The organism is Caulobacter sp. (genome assembly GCF_965279145.1).
Classification (GTDB): Bacteria; Pseudomonadota; Alphaproteobacteria; order Caulobacterales; family Caulobacteraceae; genus Caulobacter.
Map to the genome: position 1 here is coordinate 2,458,953 of NZ_OZ257139.1, position 14,259 is coordinate 2,473,211.

Genomic DNA, 14,259 nt, shown 5'->3' on the forward strand with positions numbered 1-14,259 from the left:
CCTGCGACCGGGCGTCTGGATCGCCGCTCCCCGAGGATCGAACCCCCCTCGTTCCGCTCCGGGGAGCGGCGCCCCCCCCCCTTACCCCCTGACGGCGCCTCAAGATTAAATCGAGGTCATGACCGTCTTGTAAGTTGAGGCGCAAGTCGCCTCCGAATAGATCCCCGGGCCTCGGCGGATAACGCCGATATTTCGTCAACAACGGCGTGCCCAACGCAAGGCGCGCGGCTGATGCCGCGCGTCCTGGGTCGAGCCACGCCTCGTCCAGGGAGCAACCCCATGATCCATCACTTGTCCGTCAGCGCCGCCGACCCCAAGGGCGCGGCCGAATTCTTCGCCGATATCATGAGCGGCGTCGTCGTCGACTTCCAGCCCAACCCGGGCAGCTACATGGTGTTCAAGGCCGACGGCCACGGCACCGCGATCGAGATCTATCCCGCCGGCAGCGTCATGGAGCCCAATGGCGAACCCGGCGCGATCTTCACGCGTCAGCCCGAGGGCGCCGACCGCCGCTCGCCCACCCATTTCGCCCTCGGCGTCGACCTGGCTCAGGACGAGATCCTGGCCCGCGCCGCCGCCAGGGGCTGGGACGCCTTTGTCTGCGACCGTGGCGGCCATTTCCACGTGATCGAGGTGTGGGTCGACAACACCTGGCTGGTCGAGATCCTGCCGCCGACCTTCGCGGCCGAATATCTGGACTTCGCCGGCGCCGTCACCGAGATGGCCGATCCCAACCGGGCGCTCGACAGCCACCAGCCCCAGGCCAGGACGCTGGAGCGGGTCTGAGGCCAGGGAGGGCGGCTCCGCGAGGGGCCGCTCTCGCCTACTCCGCCGCCATCGGCGCGCGCAGGGCCTCGATATCGCGGGCTGGAGACAGGCCATACAGGCGGCGATACTCGCGGCTGAACTGCGAAGGGCTCTGATAGCCGACGCTGAAACCGGCCGCGCCGACGTCGAGTCCTTCGGCCAGCATCAGCCGCCGCGCCTCATAGAGCCGCAGCTGCTTCTGGTACTGCATGGGCGTCATGTTGGTGACGGCCTTGAAGTGGTGGTGCAGGGACGACTCGCTCATGCCCACCCGCTCGGCCAGGGCCTCGATGCGCAGGGGCTCGGCGAAGTTGTTGCGCAGCCACGAGACGGCCCTGGACACCCGGCCGCCCTGGCCCTCGCCCATCGCCACGCGCAGCAGGCGCGCGCCGTCGGGCCCGTTCAGCAGCCGCCACAGAATCTCCTGTTCGATCAGCGGCCCCATGGCCGCCAGGTCGGCCGGACGATCCAGCAGGCGCAGCAGGCGCAGCATCGCGTCCAGCAGTTCTGGCGGCGCCGCGTGGACGGCGACGCCTCGCCGACACTGTGAGAACGCCGCAACGGGCGCCGGCGCCGGGGCGCGGCTGACCAGCTCGGCCAGGCTGGTGGGGTTGATCGCCATGCCCACGCACAGATGCGGCTCGGCCGGGCTGGCCAGGGTGATCCGCGAGGTCACCGGCAGGTCCAGCGCCACCAGCAGGCAGTCGCCAACACCGTAGTGCAGCTCCTCGTCGCCGATGCTCAGGCACTTGCGGCCCTGGACCACCAGCCAGAAGCTGGGGCGCTGGGCCACGTGCAGCGGCTGGGAAGGCTCATCCCGTCGGGTGAAGAACAGGCCCTCCCTCGGCGAGGCGGGCTCGGCGCCGCCCGTGGCGTAACGGGTGACGATCTGGGCGAGCTCGCCATAGACGCCGGACGGGACGGGCAGGGTCAAGGGCTTGGTTTTCCTGGCTTTCGCGACATCGCTCTTCTACGCCCCGGCCCGCCGCCTGAAAACCGTTCAGGCCCGGCTTTGCAGGATCGTGCAGGAGTCTCCGAGGATTGGTCTAACGCCCTGCGGTCGGCGCGTGGAACACCTTGGTCGTTCGATCGCTCCCCAGATCGATCTCCAGAAATTCAAGGAATTCCCGATGGCCCATGCCAAAGGCTACGCGGCGCCCGCCGCCGGCGCGCCTCTCGCGCCCTTCACCTTCGACCGCCGCGAGCCCAACGACGACGACGTCGTCATCGCCATCAAGCATTGCGGCGTCTGCCACTCCGACATCCACATGGTCGACAACGGCTGGGGTCAGAGCGTCTACCCGATCGTGCCGGGCCACGAGATCACCGGCGTGGTCACCGCCGTCGGCTCCAAGGTCAGCCGCTTCAAGGAAGGCGACCGGGTCGGCGTCGGCTGCTTCGTCGACAGCTGCATCGGCTGCGCCACGCGCGACCTGGACCGCGAGCAGTACATGCCGGGCCTGGTCCAGACCTACAGCAGCCCCCAGCCCGGCAGCGACCTGCCCACCTATGGCGGCTATTCCGACCACATGGTGGTCAAGGAAGGCTATGTGCTGTCCATCCCCGACAACCTGGCTCTCGACGCCGCCGCCCCGCTGCTCTGCGCAGGCATCACCCTCTATTCGCCGCTGCGCCACTGGAACGCCGGTCCGGGCAAGAAGGTCGCCATCCTGGGCCTGGGCGGCCTGGGCCACATGGGCGTCAAGATCGCCCACGCCATGGGGGCCGAGGTCACGGTGCTGAGCCAGACCCTGTCCAAGCAGGCCGACGGTCTGGCGATGGGCGCCGACCACTACTACGCCACCAGCGACGCCGAGACGTTCAAGACCCTGGCCGGAACGCTGGACCTGATCATCTGCACGGTTTCGGCCGGCATCGACTGGGGCGCGTATCTGAACCTGCTGAAGGTTGACGGCACGATGGTGCTGGTCGGCGCGCCGGAAGAGCCCGTGTCGCTCAACGCTTTTGCTTTGATCCCCGGCCGCCGCACCCTGGCCGGCTCGATGATCGGCTCGATCAAGGAAACCCAGGAGATGCTCGACTTCTGCGGCCGGCACGGCATCGCCGCCGACATCGAGACCATCGCGATCGACCAGATCAACGAGGCCTACAAGCGCATGGCCAAGAGCGACGTGCGCTACCGCTTCGTGATCGACATGGCGACGCTGTAGGGCCTTCTGCTTTCGTCACATGAAAACGCCCCGGCCTTGCGGCCGGGGCGTTTGCATTTCGGGTTCTCGGAACGCGCTTAGCTGTCCAGGAAGCTCCGCAGCTTGCGGCTCCGCGACGGGTGCTTGAGCTTCCTCAGCGCCTTGGCTTCGATCTGACGGATGCGTTCGCGGGTGACGCTGAACTGCTGGCCGACTTCTTCCAGGGTGTGGTCGGTGTTCATGCCGATGCCGAAGCGCATCCGCAGAACCCGCTCTTCGCGCGGGGTCAGCGAGGCCAGCACGCGGGTGGTGGTTTCCCGCAGGTTGCTCTGGATGGCCGCGTCGATGGGCAGGATGGCGTTCTTGTCTTCGATGAAGTCGCCCAGGTGGCTATCTTCCTCGTCGCCGATCGGCGTTTCGAGGCTGATGGGCTCCTTGGCGATCTTCAGGACCTTGCGGACCTTTTCCAGCGGCATGGCCAGCTTTTCCGACAGCTCTTCCGGGGTCGGCTCGCGGCCGATCTCGTGCAGCATCTGGCGGCTGGTGCGGACGATCTTGTTGATCGTCTCGATCATGTGCACCGGGATGCGGATGGTCCGCGCCTGGTCGGCGATCGAGCGGGTGATGGCCTGACGGATCCACCATGTGGCGTAGGTCGAGAACTTGTAGCCGCGGCGATATTCGAACTTATCGACGGCCTTCATCAGGCCGATATTGCCTTCCTGGATCAGGTCCAGGAACTGCAGGCCGCGGTTGGTGTACTTCTTGGCGATGGAGATCACGAGGCGCAGATTGGCCTCGACCATTTCCTTCTTGGCCTGACGGGCTTCGCGCTCGCCCTTCTGCACGGTCTGGACGATGCGGCGATAGTCGTCGATCGGCACGCCGGTCTCGGTGGCCAGGGCGGCGATTTCGCTGCGGATGTCGGTGACCGAGTTGTTGTCGTTCTCGACGAACTTGGTCCAGCGCACGCCCATGGTCTTGACCTGATCGCTCCAGGTCGGGTTCAGCTCGGAGCCGAAATAGGCCTTCAGGAACTCGCTGCGGCTGATGCCGTAGCTGTCGGCCAGGCGCAGCAGGCGGCCTTCCAGACCGATCAGGCGCTTGTTGATCGCGTACAGCTGCTCGACCAGGGCCTCGATGCGGTTGTTGTTCAGCTTCAGCGTCTTCAGGTGCAGGATGATGGTCTGCGACAGGGCCTCATAGGCCTTGCGGTCATTGTCGCTGAGGTCTTCGCCGCGCAGGCGGCTGCCCACCAGCTTGTCCTGCAGCTTGCGGAAGGTCTCGAACTCGCTGGCGATGGCGTCCAGGATGGCCATCACGCCTTCGCGCAGTTCGCCTTCCATGGCGCTGACGGTCGGGCCGGCGCCGTCGTCGAAATCGTCCTCGTCGTCGCCGTCGCCTTCCGGCTTGGGCGCGGCGGCCTCGTCGTCGACAGGCTCGGCGGGTTCGGCTTCGGTCTCGTCGGCGGCCGGCTGGGCGGCCACGCCGTTGATGGCGGCGTAGGTGCCTTCCAGGTCGATCACTTCGCGCAGCAGGATGCGGCCCGTGCCCAGTTCCTCGCGCCAGACCATGATGGCTTCGAAGGTCAGGGCGCTTTCGCACAGACCCCGGATCATGGTGTCGCGACCGGCTTCGATCCGCTTGGCGATGGCGATTTCGCCTTCGCGCGACAGCAGCTCGACGCTGCCCATCTCGCGCAGATACATGCGCACGGGGTCGTCGGTGCGGTCATAGGCCGACGGCTTGTCGGAGGTGATGACCTGCTGGTTGTCTTCGCGGGCGACGACTTCGCCGCCTTCGTTGGTCTCGGCGTCTTCTTCGGCCTCGACGACATTGACGCCCATCTCGCTGAGCATGGCCAGCGTGTCTTCAATGGCGTCGGGGCTGACTTCTTCCGAAGGCAGAACCTTGTTCAGCTCTTCCATCGTCACGAAGCCGCGGGCTTTCGCCTGCTTGATGAACTTCTTGACGCCGGCGTCGGTCAGGTCGAGCAGGGGGCCGTCGCCGCCGGTCGATTCTGGGGCTTCCGTTTCGGCCGTGGAATTATTGCTCATCAAGCTCTCCGAAATCGGCTCCGCGTCCCCCGCGAGAACGGCGCCGAAAAAATTCTAAATCCGAAAAAGGTCCCGCCCGCCTGGAGCCGCGCCGGCCGTTTCGTTTTTTCCCAAAAAAATCTCGGCTCAAAGTGTCGCATCAGACCTGCGCTGAACGTTCGCCATGAACTATCGCTCCGCGAGATTGCTCCCGGCAGAGACGACGGCGTCTTCAGCGCGGCCTTGTGCGTTACGACTCTAGAGTCCGCGACCACTGGGATCCAACGTCGGCGGCGAGGGTGACATCCTGTTTCGGTAAGGGCGCGCGCGATGTGACGGCGGCCCGCTCGATGTCAATCAGCTGCTTGGCAAATCCTTGAGTCGGCAAATGGCGGCGCGGAGGGGCGGTGTCAAGGGCGGTTGAGGCTTGTCTCGCAATTGATTGGGCGCGGCGGGGCGTCCAGCGGTTGCTGTATTGTTTCGCCCGCAGGTAAGGCGGCGGCGTAGATTGACAATCTTAGGGTGTATATAGTGACTGACACCACTATGCCGTCGTCGCAAAAATCTTGACTTCCTCAAGTTATTGTAGCTACAAAAAATGGACATCGAGTATGACGCGAAAAAGCAAGCTCTGACCCTTGAGCACAGGGGACTGGATCTGGCGCATGCTGGCCAAGTGTTCGAAAGCGTGACCGTCACCGTTGAGGACGATCGCGTTGATTATGGAGAGACCCGCTACCAGACCATCGGGCGATTGGGCCGCAAGACCGTCATGGTGGTCTGGACGCCGCGCGCCGGGGCGCGGCGGATCATTTCGATGAGAGAGTGCAATGGCCGGGAACGAAAAGCCTACCAAGACGCCGTGGGTTGATCCGGACGACGCCCCGGAATGGACGGCTGACGTCTTCGAGCGCGCCGAGGTTCGGGACGGCGAGCGTCTGGTGCGTCCAGCGACCGGCACGCTGACCAAGAGAGGTCGGCCTAAGCTGGAACAACCCAAAAAGCAGGTCACCCTGCGGTTGGACCAAGATGTCATCGAGCGGCTCCGCTCCGGCGGGCCGGGATGGCAAAGCAGGGTCAATGAGATCCTGAAAAAGGCGGTGGAGGCTTAAGCTTCTACCGCCTTTCTATCTTATGGCCGTAGAGGCCTCAGCTCTCCCCCCGCCAGAACTCCAGGTGGCTGATCTTGCGCTGCAGAACCAGGATGCGGGTGCGCAGGTCGCGGGTGGCGGTCAGGCTGCCGGCGGTGACGGGTTCGTGGCGCAGGGCTTCCAGGGCCTGTTCGGAATTGGCGACCTCGATCACCGCCTCGTAGCAGGCCGACCACAGCGCCCGGGCGCGGGGCGGCTCCATCTTGGGATCCAGGAACGGCGCGCCATCCAGGGCCTTGGCCACGCGCTCCAGCTCGGCGATCTGCGGCGCGAAGCCCTTGCGGGTCAGGATCTCGCGGAACGGCGCGTCGTCGTGGATGTCGTCGCACAGGGCTTCAAACAACTCGTGGGCCAGGCCGCGCAGGCGCGGGTCGCCAAAGCCCACGCGCTCGACCGCCTCGTCATAGGGCCGCGCCCAGCCGGGATGGTCGATGGCCGCCAGGGCGATGGCGGCGTGGAAGGGGTTGAGCCGCTCGGTGATCTGGGCCCGGGCGATGCCGCGAATCCCGGGATCGGGCGGTTCGCGCTTGCCGTTCTTCCACTGGCCGCGCGGCGTGAACGGGCGATCACCGCCGCCGCGCCCGCCGTCGTTGGGGGTGAAGGCGGCGCGGGGGAACAGGGCGTCGAGACGCGCCAGCAGGTCGTCGCGATAGGCCTGGGCCAGGTCCTTGTCGGCGATGCTGGCGGCGGCGGCGCGCAGGCGCTGCTTCAGCCCCGCCTTGCGCTCGGGCGTGTCCAGAGGCTCCAGGTCGCGCTCGCGGGTGAACAGCTGCTCGACGAAGGGCGTGGTGTTGGAGACCTGGGCCTTCAGCGCCGCGGGACCCTGTTCGCGCAGGACATCGTCGGGGTCCTTGCCGCCGGTCACCATCGAGAAGCGGAACGAGCGGCCGGGTTTCAGCAGGGGCAGGGCGCGGTCCATGGCCCGGCTGGCGGCGCGCTGGCCGGCCTTGTCGCCGTCGAAACACAGGGTGGGCTCGGGATGCAGGCGCCACAGCACCTCCATCTGCTCCTCGGTCATCGCCGTGCCCATGGCCGCCACCGCCGCGACGCCGGCCCGCTGGCAGGCGATGACGTCCATATAGCCCTCGACCACCACCAGGGGATTGGTCTCGGTCGGGGCGGCGGCCTGGGCCGCGTGCAGGATCTTGCGGGCCTCGTACAGGCCGTACAGCAACCGGCCCTTGTGGAAGAGGCTGGTCTCGGGGCCGTTGAGATATTTGGCCCGCGCGGCGGGATCCATCGCCCGGCCGCCGAACGACACGACCTTGCCGCGCGTGTCGGTGATCGGAAAGATGATCCGGTCGCGGAAGCGGTCATAGGGCGCGCCGCCGTCCTCGGGGGCGATCAGCACGCCGGCGTCGACCAGATCGCCCGGCTTGGCGCCCTTGGCGATCAGATAGTCCTTCAGCCCCGTGCGGTTGTTGGGCGCGAAGCCGATGTGGAAGCGGCTCCACTCGCTCTCGGGCAGGCCCCGGCGTTCCAGATAGGCGCGGGCGTCCTTGCCGATCGGGCGGCGCAGCTCGCTCTCGAACCAGGCGGCGGCCAGTTCCATCCAGTCGCCCAGGCCCTGGCGCTTCTTGTCTTCCTGGGCGGCGCGGACATCGGGCTCTGGCAGCACCATGCCGGCTTCCGAGGCCAGCCGCTCGACCGCCTCGGTAAAGGTCAGCCGCTCGGTCTCCTGCAGATAGCTGATGATGTCGCCGTGCTTGCCGCTGGAGAAGCAGTGATAGAAGCCCTTGTCGTCATTGACGAAGAACGATGGGCTCTTCTCCTTGGTGAACGGCGACAGGCCGGCATATTCGCGCCCCTGCCGCCGCAGCTTCACCGACTTTCCGATCACGTCGGAAGGGCGAAGGCGGGACTTCAGTTCTTCAAGGAAGCGGTCGTCAAAACGCATGGCTGGGTGGGCCGTTTATAGGCCAAGGCTAGACCGGGAGCGCAGAATTTTCTGCTTATCCCCCGTTTTCCCCGGCGTTGGCTTCGCCGCCCTTCGGGTCGCCGAGGAGAACGGAGTCTGTGGAAGATTAGCCGCCCAGCGCGCTCAGCAGCAGTTCGGCGGCGGCCGGCTTGCGCAGCACCGGCCCGTCGCTGACGCCGGGTTCCTGATAGCCGGTCAGATAGACGAACGGGATCGCCCTGGCGCTCAGGGCCTGGGCCACGGGGGTGACGATCCTGCCGCCCAGATTGACGTCGAGCACGGCCCGGTCGATCTCCATGCTGGCGATCAGGTCGAGGGCTTCCTCGATGCTGCCCGCCGGACCCACCACCTGGGCGCCGGCCTGCGCCAGCACGCGCGCCAGGTCCATGGCCACCAGGGCCTCGTCCTCGACCACCAGAACCCTTTGATCGCGAAGGGTCTGGCCGCCGTCCGGCGCGGGGCCCGGCGCCGCCGGCGAGGGAAAGACGGTCTCGGCCTCGCAGGGCAGGGCGCCCTTGGCGATCGTGAGTCGGCAGGTCAGGCCCTCGGGGCGCCAGTCCTGTTCGATCCGGGCGCCCAGCTGCTTGGCGGCCTGGGTGATCAGGGTGGAGCCAAAGCCCTTGTGGCTGGGCGGACTGACGACCTGGGCGCTGGCCTCGCGCCAGATCAGGATGAGGCGCCGCGCGGCGTCCCAGGCCCAGCTCACCGACAGGGCGCCGGTGACATCGGCCAGGGCGCCGTACTTGCTGGCGTTGGTGGCCAGCTCATGCAGGACCAGGCCCAGGGATTGCGCCGCCTGGGCCTGGATCAGCACCGGCGGCCCGCTCAGGAGCACGCGGTCGTCGCTGCCCGCGCCATAGGGCTCCAGCTCCTGATGCAGCAGGGCGTCCAGCCGCACGCCGGTCCAGCGGCTGGTCGACAGCAGACTGTGCGAGCGGGCCAGCGAGCCGATGCGGCCGCTCAACGCCTCCACATACTGCCGCTTGTCCACGAACGGCGTCAGCTGGGCCAGGGACTGGACGACCGCCAGCACGTTCTTGGCGCGGTGGTCGACCTCGCGGATCAGCAGGCGCTCGGTGTCCTCGGCCCGCTTCAGCGCCGCGTCGGAACGGGCGCGTTCCACCGCGATCCAGACCAGCTCGGCCACGTCGGCGACGAAGGCGCTCTCATCGGCGGTCCAGGCGCGGGCGACGTCCTGGGCGACATAGATATAGGCCGCCATCCGCGGCCCCTTGATCAGGGGCGCGGTGACGAAGCTCCTGATGCGCAGGGCCTCATAGGCGGCGAGGAACGCGGGGTCGGTGTTGGTCAGCGGATCGCGTGTCACGTCGGAGATGATCACCTGACCACCGGCGCGCAGCTGGGCCGCCATTCCGGGACCAAAGCCGTCGAGCTCGCGAAGGCTGCCGGCCAGGCTGGGCATGTCCGGCTCGATCCATTCGCCGATGTGCAGGGCCATCAGCCCGTCGGGCTGAACCTCGGCGTAGCCGGCGCGGGGCGCGCCAAGCTGGCGGGCCACGAGCTCGCAGGCGCGGTCGGCCGCCGACAGGGGGTCTGTCTCTTCGCGCAACTGCCGGCCCAGCTCCAGCAGGCCGGCGCGGCGGCGCTCGCTGTCCAGCAGGCGGGCCAGCTCCTGCTCGACCGCCTTGCGCGCCGAGATGTCGGCGACCAGCACATAGTAGCCCAGGACCGCGCCGTCGGGCGCGATATCGGGCACATAGCTGGCCTCGATGTGGCGCGGACCGGCGCCCTGATAGTCGATCTCGCCCTCGAAGGTCAGGGTTTCGCCGGCCAGGGCGCGGGAAACGTGCGCGCGCAGGCGGCCATAGGCGACCTCGCCCAGCACCTCGTTGAGGGTGCGCCCCTCGATCTGCGAGCGGTCGATCCCGAACCAGCGCTCATAGGCCCGATTGACGAAGCGATAGCGCTCCTCGCGATCCACATAGGCGATCAGGATCGGAACGGCGTCGGCCATCGCCGACGAGAACGCCTCCCGTCCCCGAGGGGGCTCTGTCTCGGTCGAGGCGCCGTCGTCGTGAGGCATCGGAAGCGTGCGCTCAACTTTGAGTGCGGGGCGCGCACCGTGTCATGGAGCGAGCGTCTCAACGAGTGAGGCAAACGGTCGCAGCGCCGACCGTCGTTCCATGAACCCGATCAGTCGGCCTCGCGCGGGCCGCCGTCCTGTCTGTACGTGACCACCAGCACATCGCGCCGCGCCGGGCCGCCATCGCTGTCGGGTCGGATCGCGGTCACGCCGTGCAGCACGCGGTGATCGTCCAGAAACACCGCCTCGCCCGGCGCCGTCAGGGTGAAGGCTCCCAGGCTGGTTCCATCGGGCGCGAAGATGTCGGTGACGCCGCTCTGCACGTTCACGCGGTCCACCAGCATGACGATCACCCAGTCGACGCCGTCGCGGTGCGCGCCTTCCGGCGTCGGCTGGCCTGTTTCGCCGGGCAGGGCCTCGATGCGGAACTGGTGCAGCTCGACATGCCAGGACGCGGGCGGGCTGCGGGTGAGGGGATGGAACAGCGCCAGGCCCGCGGCGATCACGGCCTGCGTCACCGGGTGGTCGGCGATGGCGTCGGTCACCGGCTCGAACCAGCGCTGCACGCCGCCGTTCAGGGCGTTGTAGTCGCGGCTCTGATAGTGCGGCTGGTGCGGCTTGCGCGTCACCGATCCCGGCGCGACGTCGAAGGCGGCGAAGCGACGGCGGCGATAGCGGCCGCCGTCGGCCATGAAGCCGTCCAGCCCCAGGTCGTTCCAACTGTCGGCGAAGCTGGCCCAGCCGGCGACGGCGTCGGGGCCCAGCAGGGCGCGGGTGTCTTCGGCGGGGCAGCGGGCGTAACCGTCGTCGCTCAGCGCCTGGCGCAGGGTCTGGGCGGTCAAGCGACCGCGTCCGATGGGAACGACAGACCCCGCTTGAGCGTATGGGCGATCCGCTCGGCCTTGGCCCCCACCAGCGCCGCGCGCGGGGCGTCGAACAGCTCGGCGCAGGTGGCGTGGAACAGGCCCAGCCATGGGGTGAACAGACCCGCGTGAATGCCCTCGACCCGCTGATGCACGGCCATGGGCGAGCCCTTGTAGCTGCGGTCGCCGCGCAGCACCCCGGCCCAGAACCGCTTCAGCGTCCGCAGATGCTCGGGCCAGCCGTTCACCCCGACCGCGTCCTCGAAGATCGGGCCCAGGCGGTGGTGCTGGCGGACCTTGGCGTAGAAGGTCTCGACCAGAGCGTCGATCTCGGCGTCGGTGAAGGCGGCGGGCTGCAGGGTCATGGGCGTTAGATGGTGAGGGTTGGGCGCAAGCCAAACCATGAGGCGGATCAAATTCGATGCTCCCCCCTTGGGGGAGCTGTCGCGGAGCGACTGAGGGGGCCATCTGGGCGTACGCCGCGCTGCCCCCTCCGGCCCTCTGGGCCACCTCCCCCAAGGGGGGAGGATCACTTGACCGTTTCCACCCTCCGGCTCACTTCTGGCGCATGATCAAGCTGCCGCCGCTGAAGCCCGATTCCGACCAGATGCTGCATCTGGACGCCCTGCGCATCGTGGGGGCCCTGATGATCGTGGTCTTCCACTTCAACCGCTTCATCAATCTGGACGGCCGCTGGCAGCTGGCCGACGACACGATCAAGAGCTTCAGCCTGATCGTCGACCTGTTCTTCGTCATCTCCGGCTATGTGATGGCCGCCATCTATACGGGACGGCTGACGACGCCGGCCCGGTATGGCGATTTCCTGAAGAAGCGCGTGGCGCGGCTGGGGCCGCTGCACTGGCTGACCCTGCTGGCCTTCATCGCCATCGCGGCGGCGGGCTCGGCCGGGCTGATCAACGAGCGCGACCCCTCGCGCTATGACGCCTCCTGCATCGTCCCCAACATCCTGTTCATCCACGCCTGGGGCGTCTGCCACGCCCAGACCTGGAACTTCGTCAGCTGGGCGATCAGCGCCGAGATGGGGATGTATCTGGCCCTGCCGCTACTGTTCTGGATCACCGGACGTGGCTGGATCTGGACGGCGACCGGCGCGGCGGTCAGCTTGATCCTGCTGGCCTGGATCTCGCGCGACGGCGAGACCTTCTCGCAATGGACCTTCAATTTCGGCGTCGCCCGCGCCGTGCCCGGCTTCCTGCTGGGCATGCTGGCCTGGCAGGTCCGACCGGTGCTGGCCAAGCTGCCGGCCGCGCGTTTCGTGATGTGGGGTCTGCTGGCGGCGTTCATGGTCGCCTCCAGCCAGGGCGCGCCGCGCACCGCCCTGCTGCTGCTGATGTACGCCATCGGCTTCGCCGGGGTGGCGGCCGACGCCGCCGGCCACGTGGGACCGGTCAGCAAGCGCCTGGCGCCCTGGGCGCAGCTCAGCTTCACGCTCTACATGCTGCACCCGCTAGTGCTGAAGATCGCCCTCAACTGGGTGGGCTTCGGGATGTGGAAGCTGAACGGCGACGCCATGCGCCTGTGGGTGCTGGCCTGGGTGATCCTGCTGATCCCGATGGCCTATCTGTCGCTGGTGCTGTTCGAGCGCCCGGCGCGGGACTGGATCGCGGGGCTTGGCAAGCGGACGAAGCCCTAGCCGCTGGCGTCTCAGCTTGCGCCGAGGCTATCCACCCAGGCCGGCAGCTCGCTGATCGACCCCAGCTCCGCATAGCGCGGGTGCTCCACCGGCGCCTCGGCCGCCTCGTGGGCCCAGACCAGCGGATAGGGGATCAGCGCGCCCCACGATCCGGCCGCCAGCGCCGGCAGGATGTCGGACCGCATCGAGTTGCCGGCCATCACTGCCTGCTCGGCCCCCGTGCCGTGGCGGGCGAAGACCCGGCGATAGGTGTCGGCGTCCTTTTCCGAGACGATCTCGACGGCCGCGAACAGGTCGCCCAGGCCTGAAGAAGCCAGCTTCTGTTCCTGGTGCAGCAGGTCGCCCTTGGTGATCAGCACCAGGCGATAGCGCAGGGACAGTTGCGCCAAGGCGTGCTCGACGCCGGGCAGGGGCTCGATCGGCTCGGTCAGCATCTCGCGGCCCACGGCCAGGATCTCGCGGATCACGCGGGTGTCGACCGCGCCGTCGGTCAGGTCCAGCGCGGTCTCGATCATCGACAGGGTGAAGCCCTTGGCGCCGTAACCATAGACCCGAAGATTGCGCTTCTCGGTGGCCGCCAGCTGGGCCTCGATACGGTCCTGGTCGCCGTGCTCGGACAGCAGGTCGACGAACCGCTGGTGGGTCAGGCGAAACAGGCTCTCGCAGTGCCAGAGGGTGTCATCGGCGTCGACGCCGACGGTGGTGATGGTGGTCATGGCTTTTCTGTCGGCTGGCGTTTACCCATCGTCCTTACGACATCCGGGCGATCCATCAACTGGCGCCACGTCAGGCGGCGGGGACCGCGCCGATATAGCCCAGGGTCGCGGCGCGGTGCACGGCCTGCGAGCGGCCCGCGACACCCAGCTTGCCGGCCGCGTTGACGATGTGGAAGCGTACGGTCGGGGTGGCGATGTGGACGATCGAGCCGATCTCGCCGTCGGTCTTGCCCGCCGCGGCCCATTTCAGGCACTGGATCTCGCGCCGGGTCAGGCGGGCCTGCTCGCCCGCCGACTTCAGGTCGAGGTCCTGGTAGGCGCCGGTCAGCTTCAGGGCCAGGGCGTGGAACTGACCGGCCCGGGCCGTGAAGATCGAGCGTACGTCGGTCGCCGCGTCGGGCGTGGCCCAGACCACGGCCCCGATCACCCCGCGCGGCAGATAGGCCGGGGCGATGATGGCCGCGCCGACGCCGAAGCTGTCCGCCTGCTCGATGGCGCCCAGGGTCCTGGTCCAGGCCGCGTCGCGCCATGTCGCCAGCTGACCGTTCTGGAAATAGAACGGCTCGGCGGTGAAACGGGTGGCGAACACGAACGGGGCGCGCAGGGCGAAGCCGCTGTCGCGCCAGTATTGCAGCTCCGGATCGATCCAGCGGAACAGGCTCTCGGCCAGGGGGCGGCCATCGACGCCCAGCATGGGCTTGGGGCTACCGATGTCGGCGCTGGCGGCGATAAAGGGCAGGCCGGTCTCGACGCCCAGGGCGGCGACCTCGCGCGCCAGAACCTCGACGCCCTCCAGCCCGCTCATGCCGCTTCCCCCTATCATTTCCGCTAGCTTGCTGCGCTCCCGCGCCTTGCGCAACCTGACATCGAACGCCGCTCGATGAAGCGGTGGCGCATGGGCCGCCAAACAGGGCGGACGG

The 14,259-nt window shown here is 67.9% G+C and carries 13 protein-coding genes; 5 read left to right on the plus strand and 8 right to left on the minus strand.

The features are described 5' to 3' along the window. Positions 1–279 precede the first annotated feature (279 nt). Complete coding sequence (locus ACQY9P_RS11665; RefSeq protein WP_421739096.1) at positions 280–786, plus strand: VOC family protein; 507 nt, start codon at positions 280–282, stop codon at positions 784–786. A gap of 37 nt (positions 787–823) precedes the next feature. Here ACQY9P_RS11665 and ACQY9P_RS11670 read toward each other — a convergent pair whose 3' ends face one another. Continuing rightward, positions 824–1,741 carry an AraC family transcriptional regulator N-terminal domain-containing protein gene (locus ACQY9P_RS11670; protein WP_421739095.1) on the minus strand — a complete coding sequence of 306 codons (918 nt, stop codon included), beginning with the start codon at positions 1,739–1,741 and terminating at the stop codon, positions 824–826. A 196-nt stretch (positions 1,742–1,937) separates the two neighbouring features. On the opposite strand from ACQY9P_RS11670, the gene ACQY9P_RS11675 reads away from it, so the two are divergent. Further along, entirely contained in the window at positions 1,938–2,978 is a 1,041-nt protein-coding gene (locus ACQY9P_RS11675; protein ID WP_421739094.1) for an NAD(P)-dependent alcohol dehydrogenase, read from the plus strand. Positions 2,979–3,055: 77 nt separating this feature from the next. Here ACQY9P_RS11675 and rpoD read toward each other — a convergent pair whose 3' ends face one another. Continuing rightward, positions 3,056–5,014: an RNA polymerase sigma factor RpoD gene (rpoD, locus tag ACQY9P_RS11680; RefSeq protein ID WP_421739093.1), complete on the minus strand. Its 1,959-nt coding sequence runs from the start codon at positions 5,012–5,014 to the stop codon at positions 3,056–3,058. A 577-nt stretch (positions 5,015–5,591) separates the two neighbouring features. Between rpoD and ACQY9P_RS11685 the strand changes: the two genes are divergently transcribed. Next, positions 5,592–5,864 carry a BrnT family toxin gene (locus ACQY9P_RS11685; RefSeq protein ID WP_421739092.1) on the plus strand — a complete coding sequence of 91 codons (273 nt, stop codon included), beginning with the start codon at positions 5,592–5,594 and terminating at the stop codon, positions 5,862–5,864. Beyond that, positions 5,824–6,105 carry a BrnA antitoxin family protein gene (locus ACQY9P_RS11690; protein WP_421739091.1) on the plus strand — a complete coding sequence of 94 codons (282 nt, stop codon included), beginning with the start codon at positions 5,824–5,826 and terminating at the stop codon, positions 6,103–6,105. The genes ACQY9P_RS11685 and ACQY9P_RS11690 overlap by 41 nt, the downstream gene beginning before the upstream one ends. Before the next feature lie 37 nt (positions 6,106–6,142). On the opposite strand, the gene dnaG is transcribed toward ACQY9P_RS11690, so the two are convergent. From dnaG to ACQY9P_RS11710, 4 genes are all read right to left on the minus strand, one after another. Beyond that, positions 6,143–8,041, minus strand: coding sequence for a DNA primase (gene dnaG / locus ACQY9P_RS11695; RefSeq protein ID WP_421739090.1), 1,899 nt, complete (start codon positions 8,039–8,041; stop codon positions 6,143–6,145). A gap of 127 nt (positions 8,042–8,168) precedes the next feature. Further along, positions 8,169–10,106, minus strand: coding sequence for a PAS domain-containing protein (locus tag ACQY9P_RS11700; RefSeq protein ID WP_421739089.1), 1,938 nt, complete (start codon positions 10,104–10,106; stop codon positions 8,169–8,171). 110 nt (positions 10,107–10,216) lie between these two features. Beyond that, complete coding sequence (locus ACQY9P_RS11705) at positions 10,217–10,933, minus strand: 2OG-Fe dioxygenase family protein (RefSeq protein WP_421740111.1); 717 nt, start codon at positions 10,931–10,933, stop codon at positions 10,217–10,219. A gap of 11 nt (positions 10,934–10,944) precedes the next feature. Further along, on the minus strand, positions 10,945–11,334 hold the full coding sequence (locus ACQY9P_RS11710; protein WP_421739088.1) for a group III truncated hemoglobin: 390 nt from the start codon (positions 11,332–11,334) through the stop codon (positions 10,945–10,947). A gap of 203 nt (positions 11,335–11,537) precedes the next feature. On the opposite strand from ACQY9P_RS11710, the gene ACQY9P_RS11715 reads away from it, so the two are divergent. Beyond that, the gene (locus ACQY9P_RS11715) at positions 11,538–12,623 is read left to right on the plus strand and encodes an acyltransferase family protein (protein WP_421739087.1); all 1,086 of its coding nucleotides are present in this window, start codon (positions 11,538–11,540) and stop codon (positions 12,621–12,623) included. Between the two features lie 11 nt (positions 12,624–12,634). On the opposite strand, the gene ACQY9P_RS11720 is transcribed toward ACQY9P_RS11715, so the two are convergent. Continuing rightward, positions 12,635–13,339 (minus strand): HAD family hydrolase, encoded by a 705-nt coding sequence (locus tag ACQY9P_RS11720; protein WP_421739086.1) that lies wholly within the window; start codon positions 13,337–13,339, stop codon positions 12,635–12,637. 70 nt (positions 13,340–13,409) lie between these two features. Further along, entirely contained in the window at positions 13,410–14,144 is a 735-nt protein-coding gene (locus ACQY9P_RS11725; RefSeq protein ID WP_421739085.1) for a helix-turn-helix transcriptional regulator, read from the minus strand. Between the last annotated feature and the right edge of the window lie 115 nt (positions 14,145–14,259).

Excerpts from the sequence above, each read along its gene's own strand:
- dnaG (WP_421739090.1), bottom strand. The coding sequence starts at position 8,041 with ATGCGTTTTGACGACCGCTTCCTTGAAGAACTGAAGTCCCGCCTTCGC.
- ACQY9P_RS11715 (WP_421739087.1), top strand. The coding sequence starts at position 11,538 with ATGATCAAGCTGCCGCCGCTGAAGCCCGATTCCGACCAGATGCTGCAT.
- ACQY9P_RS11690 (WP_421739091.1), top strand. The coding sequence starts at position 5,824 with ATGGCCGGGAACGAAAAGCCTACCAAGACGCCGTGGGTTGATCCGGAC.
- ACQY9P_RS11725 (WP_421739085.1), bottom strand. The coding sequence starts at position 14,144 with ATGAGCGGGCTGGAGGGCGTCGAGGTTCTGGCGCGCGAGGTCGCCGCC.
- ACQY9P_RS11665 (WP_421739096.1), top strand. The coding sequence starts at position 280 with ATGATCCATCACTTGTCCGTCAGCGCCGCCGACCCCAAGGGCGCGGCC.
- ACQY9P_RS11675 (WP_421739094.1), top strand. The coding sequence starts at position 1,938 with ATGGCCCATGCCAAAGGCTACGCGGCGCCCGCCGCCGGCGCGCCTCTC.
- ACQY9P_RS11710 (WP_421739088.1), bottom strand. The coding sequence starts at position 11,334 with ATGACCCTGCAGCCCGCCGCCTTCACCGACGCCGAGATCGACGCTCTG.
- ACQY9P_RS11685 (WP_421739092.1), top strand. The coding sequence starts at position 5,592 with ATGGACATCGAGTATGACGCGAAAAAGCAAGCTCTGACCCTTGAGCAC.
- ACQY9P_RS11700 (WP_421739089.1), bottom strand. The coding sequence starts at position 10,106 with ATGCCTCACGACGACGGCGCCTCGACCGAGACAGAGCCCCCTCGGGGA.
- rpoD (WP_421739093.1), bottom strand. The coding sequence starts at position 5,014 with ATGAGCAATAATTCCACGGCCGAAACGGAAGCCCCAGAATCGACCGGC.
- ACQY9P_RS11720 (WP_421739086.1), bottom strand. The coding sequence starts at position 13,339 with ATGACCACCATCACCACCGTCGGCGTCGACGCCGATGACACCCTCTGG.